Below are 20,259 nucleotides of genomic sequence, written 5' to 3' on the forward strand. Positions count from 1 at the left end.
CCCCTTTAGTCCTTCATATGTAGCTAAATATGATTCCTTTTTTGCTCATTCACACATTTCTTTAATCGCTTCACAAGATCAATAATACGCTCACCCTTCATACGATAACTTACGGGATTTGCAATTAATCGTGATGAAACAGCTGTAATAAACTCATATTCTACTAAGCCATTTTCTTTTAAGGTACGCCCTGTTGAAACGATATCGACAATACGATCAGCTAAACCTATCATTGGTGCTAATTCAATAGAACCGTTCAGCTCGATGATTTCAACCTGCTCTCCAATGCCCTTGTAGTACTTCATTGCGATATTCGGATATTTCGTAGCGATTCTAGGCGCAATTTCATTCATTGATGTGTTCGGTAATCCCGCAGATGCGATATAGCAATGACTAATTTTTAAATCTAATAACTCATGCACTTCACGCTGTTGTTCTAACAAAACATCCTTCCCAGCAATGCCAATATCAGCAACACCATGTTCAACATAGACAGGAACATCCATTGGCTTGGATAAAATAAAGCGAATTTTTTCCTCTGGTATTTCAATCATTAATTTTCGTGACATTTCTACCTCTTCTGGTAAATTAAAACCTGCCTCTAACAGCATTTGATATGCCTCTTCAAAGATTCGTCCCTTTGGCATTGCAATTGTTAATTCATTCACCGCCTACTTCCCCCTGTCCAACAACCACCACTTCTGTAAAGTATGCTAAAAAGGCTGCTTCATCAACTAGGCTACTACGTAACTGTAAAGTAGCTAATTTTCCTGCTGCCCGTAATGTTTTCACCTTTAATAATGCTGCCTCGAATTGTTCTTCTTCAAAAAGCACAACTGTTGCTTCCTGTCGTTTCTCTGACTGGCCTTTGAAGGTTTCTAATAAACGATCAACTCGAATACTAAAACCTGTTGCACCAACTTTTGAGCCAAATACTTCTAATAAACCATCATAGCGACCACCATTTCCTAATGGAAAGCCACTTCCTACCGCAAAAACTTCAAAAAGCATACCAGTGTAATAACTCATATGACTCGAAAGGGTGAAATCAAAAGCTACATACTCAGCTAAGTCAGCCAATTCCAGCAGTTGAGCAAGTTGTTGCATGTATTCTAATGCATCATTTTTACGCACATATTTTTCAATATCTCGGATGTCTTTAACATTCATTGCCTCCCCAATAAATTGTAGGAGGGCATCAGATTTAGCTTTGGGTAGATCAAATGATTCTACTGCTTCTTCAAACCCTACATAATTTCGTTGAACCAACAATGTTCGAAGTGTTGCTTGCTGTTCAATACTCTCTGTGTAATCTTGTAAAATGCAATTTAGTATACCCGCATGACCAATCGTGACTTTAAACTCTTCTAATTTAAAATGTTTTAATAGCTCCATTGCTGTCACAATAACTTCTGCATCGGCAAATACAGATTGATCCCCTATTAACTCAATCCCCATTTGATCGAACTCCGCTGGTCTTCCACCTTCCGCTTCTTGAGCTCGAAAAACACTTGCGAAATAAGCAAGACGTAAAGGAATCATTTCTTTTAATAATTTCGCTGTAGCTACTCGAGCAATCGGTGTTGTCATATCAGGTCGTAATACTAATGTATTTCCTTGGCTATCCACTAGCTTAAATAAATGAGCATCAGCAATAGCTGAAGCTTTCCCCACTGTATCGAAATACTCTACAGCGGGTGTTTTAATGAACTCATAACCCCTTTTATATAAAAAGTCTCTGCCAGCATGCCTAACGGCTTCAACCTTCTCATAGATTTGCGGAAATGTATCGCGCATTCCAAGTGGTTTTTCAAACATTTTTATCGACGACATATGAACACTTCCTCACATTTCACTTTAATTCACTAGAGTGTTAGAGAATTAGATTACGAAAGAATTCTAACTTATTTCTTTTAAGCAGTCAACTTTTCTTCTTTAATTATCAAAACATTTAAATACTTATTATTCTGTTAATTATACCTATTACTTAGTGAACAACGGTATAAAAACAAGACATCATTTCTCTTAGATTTTGATAAATGTGTTACTGAGAATGAGAATGTGTCTAAAATGTGACACAATGATTATAAATCAACTAAAGTATTCACTAAAAAATTGAGAATGATTCTCTCTTATACAATTGTTGGAAAAAAATAAGTTTTATCAACAACCTATTCTCAATACAGTCACACATATATTATATAGATATAATATTATTGAATGAAATATTAAAAATGATTCTCAATCTCATTATCAATGAGAATACCTTAACATCAATACTTCTATTGATTATTACTCTCATTCTATTTTTTCTTTTACTTTTTAAAAAGCTTAATATAGAATAGCATTAATAACAAAAAGCACATATAAACTACACATTGGAGGGATTTATTATGGCATGTCCATTCGTACAACTAAGTGAGCAAATGATCGTAAGTATTTGTAAAGGTGAGTTTTACCCTGGCGACAAAGTAACACTTCATACAACAGAAGACATAGATGGGACTGCAATTAAATCAACCTTTGTTGAATCAACTTGCTTAGGTGATCACGACAATTGTGAATTCAAATCAGACTATGACGCAGCGCTTGCATAAATATTAAACGCTACTCCAAAACCGGAGTAGCTTTTTAATATGAAAAAACTCACGAAGTATGTAGTCATACAACGTGAGTTTTTATTATTTTTTGGGTGTACACCATTCTACAACCTCATTGCGCTTACGCTCAGCCATTTGTTCAGCCGTATAAATAATTCGCATAGGATTGCCCCCTGCCAAACACCCTGCCGGCACATCCTTATGTACAAGGGTGGCGGCTGAAACAATGGCACCGTCTCCGATTGTTACACCTGGTAGAATCGTTGAATTTGCGCCAATCATTACTTCATTTCCAATATAAACATCACCTAAGCGATATTCCTCTATTAAATACTCATGCGCTAAAATTGTCGTATTAAAACCAATCACTGTATTTTCACCAATGAAAATACGTTCGGGAAACATGGTATCTGGCATGACCATTAAGGCTAATGAAGTTCGCTCGCCAATAGTCATGTTTAAAAATGTACGATAAAGCCAGTTTTTCACACGTAAAAATGGTGTGAAGCGTCCAATTTGAATGACAATGAAACACTTCATCACCTTCCAAAAGGACACCGTGTCATATATATTCCAAAGCGAATTGGCTCCTTCGACACGATAACGTTCTGTTTTACGCGCCATCTGCCCTTACCCCTCTTTCACAATATCCAATAAATCTGTCATATACTGTAGCATATATTCTGGTTGATATTGCTGTAAGTATGCCTCACCTTTAATTGCCCAAGCAACACCTGCTGCTCTTACACCTGCACGATGTCCTGCTTCAATATCGTGCGAATTATCACCAATCATAATGGCATCTTCTTTGTCTATTCCTAAACGTTGCAAAGCAAGTAGTACTGGCTCTGGGTCAGGCTTCACATTTTTTACATCATCTGTGCCAATACGCACATCAAATAAATGTGTCGCACCCATAATAGAAAGCCCACGATCAATAGTCTCATTACGTTTTGTTGAAACGATAGCCAATCGAATACCCTGTGCTTTTAATTGCTCTAGTGTTGACACAACATCAGGATATTCGCTAACTAGTTCATCATGATGCTCTATATTCCAAGCGCGATAATTTGCGATCAAAGCTTCCTCTTCACCTGGTGCAATGTCATTAAATGTCTGTTTGAGTGATGGACCAATGAATTTCAAGCAATCTTTTGGCGAATATTGCCCGGGAAATCGCTCATTTAATACATGCATAAATGTTTGAATGATTAAATCATTCGTATTAAGTAACGTGCCATCAAAATCAAACAATAGTGCTTTAACAGCCATATTTTACATCCCCTTATTTATTATCCAAGTATTTTACGGCTGGTTTTACCTTTATTCTGCGATAAATAATGGCACCTAGTCCAACTACAATACCAATAATGGACACTACCTGTGCTGAGCGTAAATCGCCTACTAGGTAGAGACTATCTGTACGCATACCTTCTATATAGAAGCGACCAATAGAATACCAAACTAGATAGCTAAAGAAAATTTCTCCACGATTTAAGTTTACTTTACGTAAGACTAATAAAATGATAAGCCCAATCAGGTTCCAAACGGATTCATATAAAAATGTCGGATGTACATAAGAACCTAATTCTTCGATATACATTTGATTGATAATCCAATCTGGTAGCATTAGATTTTCTAAAAAGGCTTTTGATACTTCTCCACCATAAGCCTCTTGGTTCATAAAGTTGCCCCATCGACCAATAATTTGTCCAATGAAAATACTAGGTGCTGCAATATCTGCTACTCGTAAAAAGCTTACATTTTTTATACGAGTAAATATGTAAGCTGTGACAAATGCTCCAATAAGTGCACCATGGATGGCAATACCGCCATTCCAAATCTCAATGATTTTACCTGGATTTTCACTATAGTAATCCCATCGCATGGTCACATAGTAAATACGTGCACAGATGATGGATATAGGAACTGCCCATAACAATAAATCTGCCAGGAAGTCTTCAGGCAATCCTTGCTTAACGGCCTCTCTCTGCCCGACAATATATGCTAAAATGATTCCCGACACAATTAACAATCCATACCAACGAACCGGAATAGGCCCTAAATGAAAGGCAATCGGGTCAATCTGTAATAGTAGTAAATCCATCTTCTGCTCCTCTCAATATGTCATTAACATAATTTAGTTCACAACTGTTTAATCATCTAACTCATCATTAGATGAAATTACTTCATCTAAACGTCTTGAAAACTCCTCTGCTGCGTTTACGCCCATTCTCTTTAAGCGGTAATTCATTGCAGCCACTTCAATAATAACGGAAACATTCCGTCCTGGTCTTACAGGAATCGTTAGTTTGGTTAGTTCCGTATCAATTATTTTCATTTTCTCTTCTTCTAAGCCTAATCGATCATAAACTTTTTGCGGGTCCCAAATTTCCAGCTCAATAATGAGTGTAATCCGTTTATACGGACGCACTGCACTTGCACCAAATAGCGTCATAATGTCAATAATGCCGATTCCGCGTATTTCCAATAAATGCTCTAGTAAAGGTGGGGGACTACCAATTAAAAGGTTTTCTGATTCTTGACGAATTTCTACGCAATCGTCCGCTACTAAACGATGACCCTTTTTAACAAGCTCAAGTGCTGTTTCACTCTTCCCAACGCCACTTTTACCAATAATAAGCACACCAATTCCATACACATCGACAAGCACGCCATGCGCTGCTGTCATTGGTGCTAAGCGTCCCTCTAGATAGTTTGTTAATCTACTGGAAAATTTGGTTGTCGTCATATGTGTTTTAAAGACAGGAACATGCTTTTCGTTGGAAGCCTGAATCAGTTCCTCGGGGACTTCTAAATCTCGAGAAATAATAATAGCAGGTGTATCTTGCGAACAAAGTAAACGCATACGCTCAAGCTTGACATCTGCTGGCAGCATTTCGAAAAAAGACAGTTCAGTTTTGCCAAGCAATTGGACACGATTTGCCGGATAATGTGTAAAGTATCCTGCCATTTCAAGTCCTGGTCTTGAAATATCACTAGTGACGATCGTTCTTCCAATTCCTTCCTCGCCAGCTAATAACTCTAACTTAAATTTCTCCATAACATCTCTTGTTAATACTACGACCAATGAAAAAGCCTCCAATCAATGGATAAGGTTCTTCTTATTTTAGCATGTCTATGTCTAAAAGGAATGTATTTACTCTCAACACAGCGTTTACCTCCATAAAAAAACTAGCGGCTCTCCAGCCCGCTAGTTTTATAAATACTATTTTTGAGTTGCCAACCATTTGGCTACTGCCTCAGCATCTGCCCCTTTTACAACCCCTGGAGGCATACCGTTTTTACCATTATTGATAATATCTAAAATTTCTGATTCAGATAAACGAGCACCTACGTCATTTAATGCTGGACCACTTGCACCTTGTAACTGGCCACCATGGCAAGAAACACAAGATTTCATGGCAATCGCTTCACCATCTGGCTCTGTAGCACCTTCATTATTACTTGCAGTTTTATCTCCGCCACCACATGCAGCTAAGAAGATTGCTGATCCGAACACTAATGTTAACATTGCTTTTTTCATTAGTACCCCTCCTCATAATAAATACCTTACGCCGCCATTATACCAAAATTATGCACGTTTGAAACCTTCTCCTAATACCTCATAAGCATCAGAAACGATGACAAACGCTGATGGGTCAACGCTTTTAATGAGTTGTTTCAGCTTTGTGAATTCTGTTTGATAAACAACAACCATGAGAACTGGTCGTGCTTCTCCTGTATAGCCACCGATTGCTGGTAACTTAGTTATACCACGATTGATTTCAGCATAAATGGCTTCCCTTACCTCATCTTGTTTCAATGTAATAATATAGACCATTTTAGATTGACTAAAACCTAACTGAATGATATCGATCGTTTTTGTTGTAACATAAAGTCCAATCAGAGCATACAAACCTTTCTCTAAATCAAAAACAACTGCTGCACTAATTGCGATGATTCCATCAATTAACAGTACACTTGTTCCAAGCGACAACCCAGTAAACTTCGTTATGATTTGCGCTAGTAAATCAGTGCCACCAGTTGAAGCATTCCCTTTAAAGACCAGTCCTATTCCTAAGCCAACAACAATTCCACCAAAAAGAGCTCCCAGTAAAGCATTATCAGTCCAAGGCTCCCAGCTATTCGTTAACAAGACAATAAAAGGTAACGTAATGGTACCGATAAATGATTTAATCCCAAATTTTTTGCCTAGCAATAATACACCAGCAATAAATAATGGTACATTAAATGCATATTGAACAATTCCCGGATTCCATCCAAACAAACCATGCAAAATCGTACTAATTCCACTTACCCCACCTGAAGCGACTTGATTTGGTAATAAAAAAACATTAAAACCAATAGCAATTACTGCCGCTCCAACAATCACATACACATACTCCACAATGTTATCTCTCACATCATGTCTCATTTCCCCACGCCCACTTCAACTATCAGAATTTTTTAAAGACGAGATGATTATAGCAAATACTCTTCATATTGAGAACTTCATCTTGATGAAGGGAACATGCCATTGTGGAAATATAAAAAAAGCTATCTTAAATGAAACGTTAAGATAGCTTTTGCACAGTTTAAAATGATTTTTCAGCCCATTCCATGGCTTCATAATATAAATGATCAATATCAACTAGTGGAATATTCAACTGTGTCGCTAGCTCTTCTAGACGTGGCCAATCTAACTTCCCTAGTGCGATACTAAACTCTAGATAGGGTGTCATGTCCGTTTCAATGCCCAAAATGGTGCTCGTAATATCCTCTGAGAACGGTAATTGTTGTAAAATAACCTCTATAGGTCTTTGAAGCAACGTATCAATGAGTGAAAACATGCCTACTAAGAAATATTCTGAGAAATTCTTTTTGTAAGAAAGCTTCGCTAGCTTTTCACAGACCTTTGCTCGGAATAAAGATGTACACAGCACTTCTTTAAAAAGATCAGAATTGGCGTCTATATCGATTTCTCGCATGGCCAATAAATAGATCCATTTTCGTAAATTTGATACGCCCAGTAACACAATGGCTTGTTTAATGGAGCGTACCTTCGATTTAGATCGTTTAGATGAATTATTAATCATTTGTAATAATTTATACGTCAATGAAATATCTCGTTCGATATTTTCCGCTAATAATTGGATATTTGGCTCTTCTTCTTTTAATAAAGAGATGATGTGAATATATTGAATTGTATTCGCTGGAATGTCTGTTGCTCGTATTATTTGAGGCTGTTCAAAAAAATAACCTTGAAATAACACATAGCCAGAAGATTTAGCTACTTCAAACTGATGACGCGTTTCTACTTTCTCAGCGAGTAATTGAATGTTTGGAAACTTATCCTTTACTTTAACTTCAATTTCCATTCGTTTAACGATAGATGATGCTAAAAAATCAACCTTAATATAATCAATCTGCTCAAATAATTCATCATAAATTTCCACATGCTCATCCATAATAAAATCGTCTAAAGCAATTTGGAACCCATGTTTTTTTAGCTCAATTACACGTTCCACTAACTGAGGAGTAAGTGGAACATCTTCTAGTATCTCAATCACAACCTGTGAAGGATTTAAAAATTCATGAATGGAGCTCATCAATAAGTTTTCAGTAAAATTAACAAAACCTGGTTTACCTTTTGTTACCTCTTCAAAACCAATTGAAAGAAATGAGTTCACAAGTACGTCAATCGTTGCTGCATCTGAATCGACCATTGGAAAGGCATTGACGTTTTTGCCACGATATAATAATTCATAAGCAACTACCTGCTCATGAAGATTAAAAATAGGCTGTCTGCCAATAAATACTTCCATTTCGCTGCCCCCATTTCTTCATATTCTAGTAATATATAGTATATCATTTTTACGACCTGTTGTTTATACTTCACACTAATTTAGTATGGTCACTATTAGACATATAACACAAGAAAGGACAGTCCTAGTGATATCCATTGACCACTTTAGGACTGTCCTCATTATTTACCTACTCTAGATTTGATAGCACCAATAACTGCAGGCACAACTGATATAAAGATAATCAAAATAAGGACAACCGAGAAGTTATCTTTAATAATAGGAATATTACCAAAGAAATAACCTAGTAATGTACAGCTGAATACCCATAATATTGCACCAAAGATATTATAAAATAAGAAATAACTATATTTCATTTTACTTGCACCCGCCACAAACGGGATAAATGTACGAATAAATGGCATGAAACGAGCTATAACAATCGTTTTCCCACCATGTGTATTAAAGAATTTTTCAGCTGCCTCCATACGTTCTTTTTTAACAACTCTTCCGAGGAGGCTCTTTGGAGGGATTGATGTTCCTACCTTATGACCAATATGATAGTTCATCGTATCTCCTAAAATAGCTGCTGCTAAAAATACAGGAATTAAAATCCACATATCAAAGGCACCCATTGCAGCTGCTAATGTTCCACTTGCAAATAGCAATGAATCACCAGGTAGGAATGGGAAAATGACAACGCCTGTCTCTACAAAAACAATCGCAAATAAAATCAGATAACTCCAATTGCCAAAATCACGAATAATTTCTTCTAAATGCACATCGATATGCACAATAAAGCTTATTAACTCCTTAATGAGTTCTAACATGTTTTTGTATGCTCTCTTTCAATAGTATTTTACCTAAAAGCTTTGACGTAGCTTCACATCAAAGGGTTCCAGTTTTGTACGTCTTTTTACATTACTTCCTCACTATATGACAAGCTCTTGAAAAGTATGTAGAAGATTTCACATGTTTGATTTTATCACTTACAGACAACTACTCTCAACTGATTTTACTATTATACGAATAATGTACATAAAAAAAAGCTACCATTTTTCAATAGTAGCTATACTCGTTTAAACTTTTTCTTTTAATGAACGTCGTAATATTTTTCCTGTTGTGTTTTTCGGAAGTTCATCTAGTATCTCAATCATCTTCGGTACCTTGTATTTCACCATATGTTTGGCACAATAAGATAGCAGATCTTCTGTCGTAGTGGCTGCTACTTCTTTTAACACAACATATGCATGTACAGCTTCCCCTAAGTTAGGATCTGGAAAGCCTACCACCGCCGCCTCTACAATATTATTATGGGCAAAAAGCACTTCCTCAACCTCACGAGGATAAACATTAAAGCCACCTACAATAATCATATCTTTTTTGCGATCGACAATGTAAAAATAGCCTTCTTCATCTACCCTAGCTAAATCCCCTGTATAGAGCCAGCCGTCGCGAATCGCCATGGCCGTTTCTTCAGGCATTTTATAGTAACCCTTCATCACATTAGGGCCACGTACAATCAGCTCGCCAACTTCGCCAACAGGTACTTCCTGACCGTTCACATCGACCACTCTATTCTCCACATTGCTAATCGATGTACCGATAGAGCCAGCTTTTCGATCACGATCAAGTGGATTAAAGCATGTAACAGGTGAAGCTTCCGATAAGCCGTATCCCTCTGACACACGCACATTAAATTTCTGTTCGAAATTATGTAAGAGTGCAACAGGTAAAGATGCCCCACCTGAAATGGCCAAACGAATTGTCGAGAAATCTTCAGGATCACCTTCAGGTAATTGATACAAGAAATTATACATGGTTGGAACACCAGCAAATACCGTTGCTTTTTGCTCTCTCGCTAAAGCAAAAATTTCAGTAGGGCTAAAGCGAGGTGTAAGTAAAACTGTTGCTCCGCTTAATAAAGGTGCATTGACCACAACCGTTAAGGCAAATACATGAAACACTGGTAATGTAGCAATGACGCGATCATCTGCCTTGATTCCTAAATAATGGGCAACATCACGAGCATTTGAATACACATTACCATGTGTCAGCATAGCACCCTTTGGACTACCTGTAGTTCCTGAAGTATATAAAATAATAGCATTGTCATCATCTGCAACTTCCACAGGCTCTAAAGATTCAGCAGCAGTGGCGATGACCTGTGTAAATAAATGCGTTTTTTCTTGTGCTTGCGGTGATAACGCTGCCATTTTTTCCGCTATATCTGGCGTCGTTTCACAAACTATAAATGTGCTTACTTGTGGAAATGCTTGTACACCCTTTTCAACTAATGGAAGCAAAGCGTCGAGTGCAATGACTGCTTTTACATCCCCGTTATGCAAAATATAAGAAATTTCATCTGGTGTATAGATTGGGTTAACTGGTATTGCTGTTGCCCCTAAACGCATTGTTGCATACAAGGCAATTAAATAGTGTGGCGTATTGCCGAGTAAAAACGCCACATGATCCCCTTTTTCAACACCTAAATCTTGTAATCCCTTTGCAAAACGACCAACCGTATGCTCAAATTCCCCGTAAGTTGTATCTTTCCCCATAAAATGATACGCAACTTTTTCCGGCTGCTCTGTTGCCTGTTGACGAACACGTGAAACTAAATTCAATTACACCATCCCCTTATCGTATAAAATGAATCGTTATTCAGTAATATTATATAAGAAATGTATCTAAAAGACAATGAATCTTTTTATTTCATGTCATAAATTACGTTAAATAATTCATTTTTTTCTCTTTTAAACAAAGACATCACGAGCGGATATGTGAGATGTAACGCCAACGAATTAAATAAAAGTAGACTACTTGTATTAACACAAAGAAGCCAAAAGCAAAGAATACTTCTTTTACAATCGAAATATTTGCTATGTCTCTCAAAATACCTTGTACCATTAGAAAAGCAAAGGCACTATGCATCATTGCAACACCCCAAGGCAAAAAGAATTGAGGAAATAAATGACGATTAACAAGCTTTTTCAGCTCCGCATCAGTTAAGCCCATGCGCTTTAACACATCAAATTTACGCTTTTCACGTTCAAGTGATGTATGCAATTTAAAATAGATAAAGCTCCCAGCCGCAAGTAAAAATACAGTGGCAACCAATACACCCACCAAAGTAAATAATGAGTAGGTAGCTAGTATATAAGAATAATTTAATCCTGCATTTTCAAAGTAAAATGGACTAAATTTATCCTTTTTAAGAAAATATAAATTGGATTCTAGATGGTCTATAGCCCTCCCGATATCTTTTGTTTCCATCCATTGTGGTATAACGAATGTAAATAGATGATAACTAGGTTGAATAATATTTTGATCAGAGATCGGATGAATCAGCTTTGCGAAGTCCTCATCACTAATGACAATTGAATTGACACTTACAATTGAACCTGGAAACACTATTTTTGGATAGACACTATCGATGGTAATCGGAATATTATTCTCTTCTAAAACGGTGTGCACAATTCTATTTTTTAATTTTTTTAACGAATCCTCTGAATAAGGGATAAATACTGCCTCACCAGCTCCCAGATTCAGTAATGGATAACTATACGAAGAAAGCAAAACATTCATATCGGACTCTCGAAATACCTCCACTTCATTTCGAGTGAAAGAAGAGGTTTGCTTCACAACAATAAAACGGGACAGCTGATAAGATAAACCTTTCTCCTCTAATTGCAGTCGCAATAAATTGATGTGCTCTCGCTCAAATGGATTGTCCACATCTCCTTTATAAACCAGCCCTAATGGATTTAAGCGATCATATTGAGTTGTATAGGAGGACATAGTCGCTAAAACGCCCACAGATAAAAAGGCAAGTGTTGATACCATCGTAACAACGAAAAACATTTTTACATTATCCATCATAATATGGGTTTGTTCAGCTAGTGAGAGAAGACGGTAACGTTGCCAATGAAACTTGCGTTTTCCACGCGCTAAATCTAAAAAGCACGGAACGGAATCACTGAAAAAATAATATGTGCCGAATGTTGCTGAAAATGGTATTAACAACGTTAGCCAGATGAATGCCGTATGTCCTACAATAAACGCTAAAATATATGTCGTTAAAATTAAAGCAATACCGTAAATAGCTCGGATTTTGGAATACGTTGTTAAGCTATTTACATAATCACTACCTTTAATAAGATCTCGTAATTTTCTCTCTCGTGTAAAATACACACTAATAAATGAAATGACGACAAACGCACTTGTAAAAACACCAATTGTTAGTAAAAACGGCTGCCAGGAAACATATAATGGTAACTCATCTAAATGTAAAATTTCTCGTACGATCATAAAAAAGAATTTTGAAAACGAGAAGCCAAATACGATACCTACAATAATAGAGCCTGACCCAATAATCATTGTCTCTAAAAAGACAAGTCTATTCATCTGGCGCTTTTCCATTCCTAAATGCAATAAAATGGCGAATTCATGTGATCTTGCCTCTAAAAAGGCACTCATGGAATAATACAAAAAGAATAATGTAAAGAGGACGAGGACAATTTCAGCACCCACCATCCCGATAAGTGATACCTCTCCTAATATCCCGCGCTCAATATCAGGATGAAACATCAGCATTGAATAGATAAAAAATACAGCCACAGAAAAAAAGCTCGCCATGAAAAAGGCACCATATATCCGGCTGTTCCGCACGACATTACGGTAAGCGAATTGTCGAAAGGTCACCTACTTGCCCTCCTCCTAGTAAGCTCAAAACATTTAATATACGTTGGAAAAACATTTGACGACGATCATCTCGATAAATTTCATTGAAAAATTCACCGTCTTTAATGAATAACACCCGATCACAATAGCTTGCTGCAATCGGATCATGTGTGACCATTACAATCGTCGTTTGTTTATCCTGATTGACTTTTGTTAGAAGTTCGAGCACATCACGTGAAGAATTCGAATCTAAATTACCCGTAGGCTCATCCGCTAAAATCAGACTCGGATTATGGATAAGTGCTCGACCAATAGCCGTTCTTTGTGCCTGTCCACCAGATATTTCATTAGGACGTCTATGAAGGAAAGAAGTTAAGTCGAGCTTTTCTACAATACTAGCTAGACGTTCCTCCATTACTTCTAAAGGCTGTTGGTCTAATGTTAATGGCAGCACGATATTTTCCTCGACCGTCAACATGTGCAAAAGATTGAAATCCTGAAACACAAAACCGAGCTGTCTTCTTCTGAAGTAGGCAAGCTCTGTTGCATTTAATTTATGTGGATTCATGCCATCCAGTATGATTTCACCGCTAGTAGGCTCATCAATTGTCGAGATAATATTCAGCAAGGTCGTTTTGCCACTTCCAGAAGGGCCCATAACAGCTAAAAACTCCCCTTCTTCTACATCAAAGCTCAACTGATTTAATGCCCTATGTGTCACTTTACCTTCATATACTTTTGTCACATCTTTAATTTGTAAAATAGGCATACGTCATTCACCTTATTTCTTCATTAATTCTAAGGATTGTGGTAAAAGCCACTGTAATACGACCTCAAAGCCGATTTGAAAATGAGGCTCTGTTAATGTCAGAACGGACTCTTCCTCTACTAAACTAAAGCAATGCTCCCCAACAATCACATCCCAAGCATCTATTTCTCCCTCTAGGATCTCACCGCACACAGTATAATACCCACTGTACATCATCTGTTGACCTTCGATAGGAAATGCATTCAATAATGTAGGTTGCTGTAAGTTTAACCCAAGCTTATTTGAAAAATGCAATAGTTCTTCATCGAGCCTCTCATTTGCCTTCAAGAAATTTTGATAGGCAAAATGATCACCCTCTTGCATTTGTGTCATATAAAGAGCTTTTGTTTTCTCCTTATCAATAGTTAATACCCAATCTTCTATACGTACTTCTCCCATCCTAGCGCCCCCTAATTTGTAAATGTCACTGTCACAATTGTCCCTTTTCCTACCTCTGATGTAATAGCCAATTCATGTCCTAGCTTTTCACAGATTTCTTTGGCTAAATAAAGGCCCATCCCAGTAGATTCTCCTGTTTTCCGCCCATTTTCACCAGTAAAAAAGGCTTTCGTAACACGTGAAAGATCGGAAGCTGGAATCCCAATTCCCTCATCGCAAATAGCTAGCTGTACATAGTCATCCTTTTCAATGGCAGAAATCACAATTTTCTTATTGCTTTCAAACGTGTATTTCACCGCATTTGTAATAAATTGGCCAAGAATGAACCGAAGCCATTTTGAATCACTGGCAACAATAAGATCATCCTCAATATGAATTTCAGGGAAAACTCTTTTCGTAATAAATAAACGTTTATTTTCATTAACAGTTGCAGTGACAATTGCTTTCAACGCAACCTGTTCCACTTGCATATCATCCTCAAAATTTTCTAAACGTGCATTAACAAGCACCATGTCCAAGCCTCTACGTAAACGATCAATTTCCTCCTGTACGTTCTTTTTATCCAGAGGTCGGTCATCCTGTAATAATAATTCAATCACTGAAATAGGTGTTTTCATTTGATGCACCCATTGGTTCATAAACTGATCATGTCTTTTTTGACTTGCATATAGCGCATGCAGCTCATGCTGATAAAGGCGATACAACTCGTGCATGTACTTTTCGGTTTGCATAGCTTCTGGCGTTTTTGCGTTTTTTTGTAGCACATCCTCCATTGCTGTTGGGAGATGAGTGATTTTCATCAAATAACGTTGGCGCATTAAATACCGCACAAGTAAAAATGAAGCTAATAGGACAAGGCTAATACAGAAGGAATAAATAGCCGTATCAATATTTCGAAAGCCATCTAGCATATAAATGACCATAATGAAGCCAACTAATAAGAGCTGGAACACAATAAATGATGCATAGTCACGTAAAAATAATTTCCAGCCCACTATAGCTCACCTGCGCTTAATATGAACCGATAGCCCGCACCACGTACGGTTTCAATTGTTGATGCTATGTGATAATCTGCTAACTTTTTTCGTACTCGCGTCATATTAACATTCAACGTGTTCTCATCGACAAATGCCTGATCGTCCCAGAGCTCCTCTAGTAGCTGTTCACGCGTCACGACTTTTGGTGCATTTCCCATAAGCAGTTCTAAAATGATGCATTCTTTTTTCTGAAGTGGAATTTCTAAATCATTTTTATGTAGCTCCATTCTTTCTAAATGAAGTACAAGCTGTCCTTGCTTGATTGTCCGTTCCTCTTGCCTTGCTGCATACTCACCATATGTACGGCGTAGATGACTACGGATTTTAGCCAAAACAATTTCATAGTTAAATGGCTTTGTAATGAAATCGTCGCCCCCATTTTCAAGCGCAAAAATTTGGTCCATTTCTCCAGAGCGAGCAGAAATGAAAATAATCGGGCATGTTGTAAGCTGGCGTAGCTGGCGACACCAATAATAGCCATCATAAGCAGGTAAATTTATATCAAGCAGCACCATATGGGGATTAAATGCTGTAAATTCTTCGATGAGATGATCAAATTCTTGAATTGTTGCAACTTCGTATTGATATTTTCTAAGCGTTTCCGCTAGTAATGATGCAATCTTGACATCATCTTCTACTATGAATATTCGATGCTTTTCCATATCAACACTCCTTTCTTTCTATATTGTATCAAAAAAAGGTTCGACGACATAATTGTCAGCGAACCTTTAGGCTAAAACATTACTCGAAAACGTATTTTCCTTAATAAATTAATTGTAAAAAGTCCTCAGTTGAGATTCCACCAAAATATGTAGGAATATCGATATCTGCTAATGCCTTAGCAATGGCAGCTCTATCATAGTTTGTCCCAACTAAAAGCTGTTCTATATCAGCCATATCCCCTACACCAAAGAAGTCACCAAAAATATGTGCCTCTTCAATCACACCATGATTAACTTCTAGGCGGATATCAATGCCACCTGTTGGGAAACGATGTGTTTTTTGAATATTAAAGCGTGGTGATTTCCCAAAATTCCACTCCCATGTTTGATAACGCTCTGCGGATAGCTTGTGTATATTTGCCCAATCTTCCTCTGTTAACTCATAATAGCGAATATTTTCTTCCCCACCGAAAATGGATTTCAAAACTTCAAGACGGAATTCTTCTACTGTCATTTGTTCTTTTAAAAACTCCGAAATGTTTGCTACTCGTGAACGGATGGATTTGATACCCTTTGATTCAATCTTATCTTTTTTGACCTTCAAAGCTGACACTACTGCATCAATTTCTGTATCAAACATTAATGTGCCGTGACTGAACATACGCCCTTTTGTAGAGAACTGAGCATTTCCAGAAACCTTTCGCCCTTCTGCTAGAATATCATTACGTCCTGAAAGCTCTGCATTGACACCCATTTTAGCTAGAGCATCTACTACTGGCTGTGTGAATTTTTTATAATTCATAAAGCTATTACCATCATCATTTGTAATAAAGCTGAAGTTAAGATTCCCTAAATCATGATAGACAGCACCACCACCTGATAAACGGCGCACAACAATAATGCCATTGTCCTCTACGTAGTCTGTATTGATTTCTTCAACTGTATTTTGGTTTTTACCGATAATAATGGACGGTTGGTTAATATAAAAAAGAAGCACTGGCTCTTTCTCAACGTCCATTGTTTTTAATAAATACTCCTCAATAGCAAGGTTAATACGTGGATCATGGATCCCTTTATTATCAACGAAAATCATAGTTCACGTTTCCTCCTTCACAAATTATCCATATTTATTTTAACGTAAATTAGGCATTTTGTGTTGACGAAAAGCATCTGTTATAATACACTAGGAAATATCAAAACAGTAATAGTACAGATGAACTTAAAGGAGGAGTCCACAATGTTAGAAAACGTAGTTGAATTTTTCAAGAATTTACCTGCAAAGCAATGTACTGAGTGCGGTGAAAAAATGGAAGAACAAAGTGAATGCTACAGCAACACTTGTGAAAAATGTAACCACCTATAAGCATTTGCCTATACTGTAATTTGTCATATACGTGCCCCACACGTAGCAATTATGACACACTTCATCATATTTTGATGAACCCTTAATTAAATCTCTTACACTTACAAAAACAACAGCTGATACGCTCATATCAGCTGTTGTTTTATGTTATTGAAAAAAGGTAGTGTCAAGCGAGGGATTAATTTCCGTTCCGTCAGCGTCCTTTCCAGGGGACGTCCGATGAGCCGCTTCACTCACTGCGTTCGCTCCAATCAAGCATGTGGAGAAGTGCTGCGTGACAACACCCCTTCATAAAATGAGTAGTGAACATCTTCCCTTGAACCTTTGCTAAAAAGTTAACATTTTTATAGATTGGCGTGGAAGGCTACTTGACTCCCGTGGGATAGCAAGACAGGCGAGCCCCTAAACGGAGCGGTAGCGGAGGAAGCAGCTCGCCCACAGGAAAGCCAACGGAAATCTATTTTCACCTTTCACAAATATGCTATTGATGGTTTTGTTTTTATTTATATAGAGAGGTATTGTGGATTTAGTGGAGACTCCAATAGGGCTAGCTTGCAAGGAAAACGCCAATTCATAGAGAAAACCAATAGTTGTCTATATATCTTTTTACCAAAAGAAGCACTCACCGAATAGTTGATGAGTGCTTCAAGTGTATTATTAGTTTTCTTCTGCTACTTTAGAGTAACGTTTGTTGTGAAGTAGCATGAAGTAACCGAATGTAATGGCTAAGAATGCTACTAAGAATCCAGCTAGAACACCATAGTTTTGCATTAAGAATGTCATATCGCCAGTTGAAATACTTGATTTAAATGCTTGAACCGTATATGTCATTGGTAAAAGCTTGTTAAATACTTGTAATGGTGATGGAATTAATTCTAGTGGGAACGTACCTGCACTTGTTGTTAATTGTAAAATTAACACAACAATTGCGATGAAACGTCCTGGATCACCAAAGATCGAAACAAGCATTTGAATTAAGGCTAAAAATACATAGCTTGTTAATAATGCAGTTATGATAAAGTAGCCCATGTTATTTACTTCAAGTCCTAGACCCCATTTTACAATAACTACTGTTAGTAATGTTTGCACTAAACCTACAACGGCTAATACAGTCACTTTACTTGTAAACCAAGCTGCACCATTTTTTGGTCGGATAGCTGGTTCAACAAATGGGAACACAATCGAAATTAATAATGCCCCTACGAATAAGCCAAGAGAAATGAAGTATGGTGCAAAACCTGTACCATAGTTTGGAACATGGTTTACAGACTCTTTTTCAACCTCTACTGGACTACCTACCATATCATACGTGTCTTGATTTGCTTTGACTTCATTTGCTTTTTCACTAGCCTCACCTAATTTGCTAGATAACGTTGTCGTACCATCTGCAAGCTCTGTAGAACCATCTGCAAGTGTTGCGGAACCTTGTGCTAGTTCACCAGATTTCGAAGCAAGCGTAGAAGTACCTTGATTTAATGTTGTTGTACCATTTGCTAATTCATTTAATCCAGATGCTAATGTTTTTGAACCTGTTACAGCTGTATTCACACCTGCATGTAGTTCACCTAATTTTGCAGCTAATGTCGCATTACCTGCTTGTAGACCTTTTGCACCTTCCATTAAAGCATTGCTTTTAGCCGTTAATGCGTTTGCACCAGCTAATACTTCTGCCTGACCTGCTGCAATTTGACTTGCACCAGAGCTTACTTGATTAGCACCAGCTTGTAATTTTTCTGTACCAGCAGATAAAGATGTTAACCCGTTATGCACGCTAGCACTACCAGCTTGCAGCTCTGCTAATGTTTGCTTTAATGCTGCTGCTTGTTCCTCAGGCATTGAAGCCATCATCGTTTGTAGTTGGCTAGTTAAGGCTGTAATACCTGCCTCCACTTTCGCAGAACCAGCTGTTAATTGGTTGGCTGCACCATTTAATGAACCTGCATTTTCAGCTATAGAAGCTGCACCTGCACTAATTTGTTGTTGTTTATCGTTTAAAGTGTTTAAACCTGCACCAACTTTTGCAACACCTTGAGTATATTGTGATAACCCTTGTTCAAGACTAGTTGCACCATTTGCTGCTTGCTGTGCACCTTGTTGTAATTGGACAGTACCATCTTGTAGTTTGACTAAACCGCTTGATAAATCATTCGCACCTTTCGCAGCATCTCCAGCACCTTTTGTCAGTTTATCTGTCCCATTCGACAGTTCAACTGTGCTTGAAGCTAATTGCTCTAGATAGCCTTTTAAATCTTTTGCACCATTTGCTACTTTTTGTGCACCCTCATCTAACTTATTCGAGCCATCAGCTGCCTCTGTAAAGCCATCTCCAAGTGTTGCAATAGAATCAAATAATTTTTCAGCATATGTTGCTGATACTTGTGAATTTACTTCAGCACGTACACGATCCATTGCAGTCTCACCAATTTGAGCACCAAGGAAGTTAAGACCTTCATTTGGAATGTAGTTCATCACTAATTTCGAAGGTTTGTCATCTAATAATGTTGTAGCATGCTCAGAGAAATTTGTTGGAATTTCTAAAATCATATAATAATCACGACTATTTAAACCTTTTTCAGCTTCATCTTTTGAAACCTCTATAAAGTTAAATTGTTCGCTATCTATCAATTTATCAACTAAGGTATCCCCCAAGTCTAATTTAACGCCATCCATCTCAGCACCAGTATCCTCATTAACTACAGCTACTGGGAGATTAGGAAGCCCTGCATAAGGATCCCAAAACGCCCATAAAAACATACCCGCATACATTACTGGAATAAATAATACAGCAATGATTGAAACAAGCATTTTTCTTGTTTTAAAGATCTTCAGCCACTCAGCTTTAATCATATAATATCCTCACTCCTAAACTATTTGACCGAAAACGTCATTTGGTCATTTTC

General features: G+C 37.4%; 20 protein-coding genes. 2 read left to right on the forward strand and 18 right to left on the reverse strand.

Annotated elements, in window-relative coordinates:
* Nucleotides 1-23: 23 nt before the first annotated feature.
* Nucleotides 24-668, reverse strand: a complete 645-nt coding sequence (hisG, locus tag V6670_RS18730; RefSeq protein ID WP_141904921.1) for an ATP phosphoribosyltransferase — start codon at nt 666-668, stop codon at nt 24-26.
* The gene (locus V6670_RS18735; protein ID WP_141904920.1) at nt 661-1,833 is read right to left on the reverse strand and encodes an ATP phosphoribosyltransferase regulatory subunit; all 1,173 of its coding nucleotides are present in this window, start codon (nt 1,831-1,833) and stop codon (nt 661-663) included. Before V6670_RS18735 ends, hisG begins: the two co-directional genes overlap by 8 nt.
* 560 nt (nt 1,834-2,393) lie before the next feature.
* Here V6670_RS18735 and V6670_RS18740 point away from each other — a divergent pair.
* On the forward strand, nt 2,394-2,597 hold the full coding sequence (locus tag V6670_RS18740) for a hypothetical protein (protein WP_036126744.1): 204 nt from the start codon (nt 2,394-2,396) through the stop codon (nt 2,595-2,597).
* Between the two features lie 84 nt (nt 2,598-2,681).
* Here the strand turns inward: V6670_RS18740 and V6670_RS18745 are convergent, their stop codons facing one another.
* The 15 genes from V6670_RS18745 to V6670_RS18815 all read right to left on the reverse strand — a co-directional run bounded on the left by V6670_RS18745 (nt 2,682) and on the right by V6670_RS18815 (nt 17,089).
* Nucleotides 2,682-3,224, reverse strand: a complete 543-nt coding sequence (locus V6670_RS18745; RefSeq protein ID WP_036126746.1) for an acyltransferase — start codon at nt 3,222-3,224, stop codon at nt 2,682-2,684.
* 6 nt (nt 3,225-3,230) lie between these two features.
* A complete protein-coding gene (gene ppaX / locus V6670_RS18750; RefSeq protein ID WP_141904919.1) occupies nt 3,231-3,872 on the reverse strand; it encodes a pyrophosphatase PpaX in 642 nt (213 codons plus the stop codon).
* A 13-nt stretch (nt 3,873-3,885) separates the two neighbouring features.
* Nucleotides 3,886-4,707 carry a prolipoprotein diacylglyceryl transferase gene (gene lgt, locus V6670_RS18755; RefSeq protein ID WP_141904918.1) on the reverse strand — a complete coding sequence of 274 codons (822 nt, stop codon included), beginning with the start codon at nt 4,705-4,707 and terminating at the stop codon, nt 3,886-3,888.
* A 48-nt stretch (nt 4,708-4,755) separates the two neighbouring features.
* Nucleotides 4,756-5,691 carry an HPr(Ser) kinase/phosphatase gene (gene hprK, locus V6670_RS18760; RefSeq protein ID WP_036126752.1) on the reverse strand — a complete coding sequence of 312 codons (936 nt, stop codon included), beginning with the start codon at nt 5,689-5,691 and terminating at the stop codon, nt 4,756-4,758.
* A 138-nt stretch (nt 5,692-5,829) separates the two neighbouring features.
* On the reverse strand, nt 5,830-6,147 hold the full coding sequence (gene cccB / locus V6670_RS18765; RefSeq protein ID WP_141904917.1) for a cytochrome c551: 318 nt from the start codon (nt 6,145-6,147) through the stop codon (nt 5,830-5,832).
* A 48-nt stretch (nt 6,148-6,195) separates the two neighbouring features.
* Complete coding sequence (locus tag V6670_RS18770; protein WP_036128012.1) at nt 6,196-7,038, reverse strand: YitT family protein; 843 nt, start codon at nt 7,036-7,038, stop codon at nt 6,196-6,198.
* Between the two features lie 160 nt (nt 7,039-7,198).
* On the reverse strand, nt 7,199-8,428 hold the full coding sequence (locus V6670_RS18775) for an HDOD domain-containing protein (RefSeq protein WP_036128015.1): 1,230 nt from the start codon (nt 8,426-8,428) through the stop codon (nt 7,199-7,201).
* Nucleotides 8,429-8,589: 161 nt separating this feature from the next.
* A complete protein-coding gene (locus V6670_RS18780; protein WP_036128018.1) occupies nt 8,590-9,237 on the reverse strand; it encodes a VTT domain-containing protein in 648 nt (215 codons plus the stop codon).
* Between the two features lie 249 nt (nt 9,238-9,486).
* The gene (locus V6670_RS18785) at nt 9,487-11,034 is read right to left on the reverse strand and encodes a fatty acid--CoA ligase family protein (protein WP_036128021.1); all 1,548 of its coding nucleotides are present in this window, start codon (nt 11,032-11,034) and stop codon (nt 9,487-9,489) included.
* Nucleotides 11,035-11,176: 142 nt separating this feature from the next.
* Nucleotides 11,177-13,111, reverse strand: a complete 1,935-nt coding sequence (locus tag V6670_RS18790; RefSeq protein ID WP_141904915.1) for an ABC transporter permease — start codon at nt 13,109-13,111, stop codon at nt 11,177-11,179.
* Nucleotides 13,083-13,859, reverse strand: coding sequence for an ABC transporter ATP-binding protein (locus V6670_RS18795; RefSeq protein WP_036128027.1), 777 nt, complete (start codon nt 13,857-13,859; stop codon nt 13,083-13,085). Before V6670_RS18795 ends, V6670_RS18790 begins: the two co-directional genes overlap by 29 nt.
* A 12-nt stretch (nt 13,860-13,871) precedes the next feature.
* Nucleotides 13,872-14,297, reverse strand: coding sequence for a hypothetical protein (locus tag V6670_RS18800; RefSeq protein WP_036128029.1), 426 nt, complete (start codon nt 14,295-14,297; stop codon nt 13,872-13,874).
* Nucleotides 14,298-14,308: 11 nt separating this feature from the next.
* Nucleotides 14,309-15,292 (reverse strand): sensor histidine kinase, encoded by a 984-nt coding sequence (locus V6670_RS18805; protein ID WP_036128032.1) that lies wholly within the window; start codon nt 15,290-15,292, stop codon nt 14,309-14,311.
* A complete protein-coding gene (locus V6670_RS18810) occupies nt 15,292-15,996 on the reverse strand; it encodes a response regulator transcription factor (protein WP_036128035.1) in 705 nt (234 codons plus the stop codon). Before V6670_RS18810 ends, V6670_RS18805 begins: the two co-directional genes overlap by 1 nt.
* Before the next feature lie 100 nt (nt 15,997-16,096).
* The gene (locus V6670_RS18815) at nt 16,097-17,089 is read right to left on the reverse strand and encodes a lipoate--protein ligase (protein ID WP_036128038.1); all 993 of its coding nucleotides are present in this window, start codon (nt 17,087-17,089) and stop codon (nt 16,097-16,099) included.
* A 144-nt stretch (nt 17,090-17,233) separates the two neighbouring features.
* On the opposite strand from V6670_RS18815, the gene yhfH reads away from it, so the two are divergent.
* A complete protein-coding gene (yhfH, locus tag V6670_RS18820; protein ID WP_004230455.1) occupies nt 17,234-17,359 on the forward strand; it encodes a protein YhfH in 126 nt (41 codons plus the stop codon).
* Between the two features lie 657 nt (nt 17,360-18,016).
* On the opposite strand, the gene V6670_RS18825 is transcribed toward yhfH, so the two are convergent.
* The gene (locus V6670_RS18825; RefSeq protein ID WP_338651856.1) at nt 18,017-20,206 is read right to left on the reverse strand and encodes a YhgE/Pip domain-containing protein; all 2,190 of its coding nucleotides are present in this window, start codon (nt 20,204-20,206) and stop codon (nt 18,017-18,019) included.
* Between the last annotated feature and the right edge of the window lie 53 nt (nt 20,207-20,259).

This window comes from Lysinibacillus sp. Y5S-8, assembly GCF_036894365.1.
GTDB lineage: Bacteria > Bacillota > Bacilli > Bacillales_A > Planococcaceae > Lysinibacillus > Lysinibacillus fusiformis_D.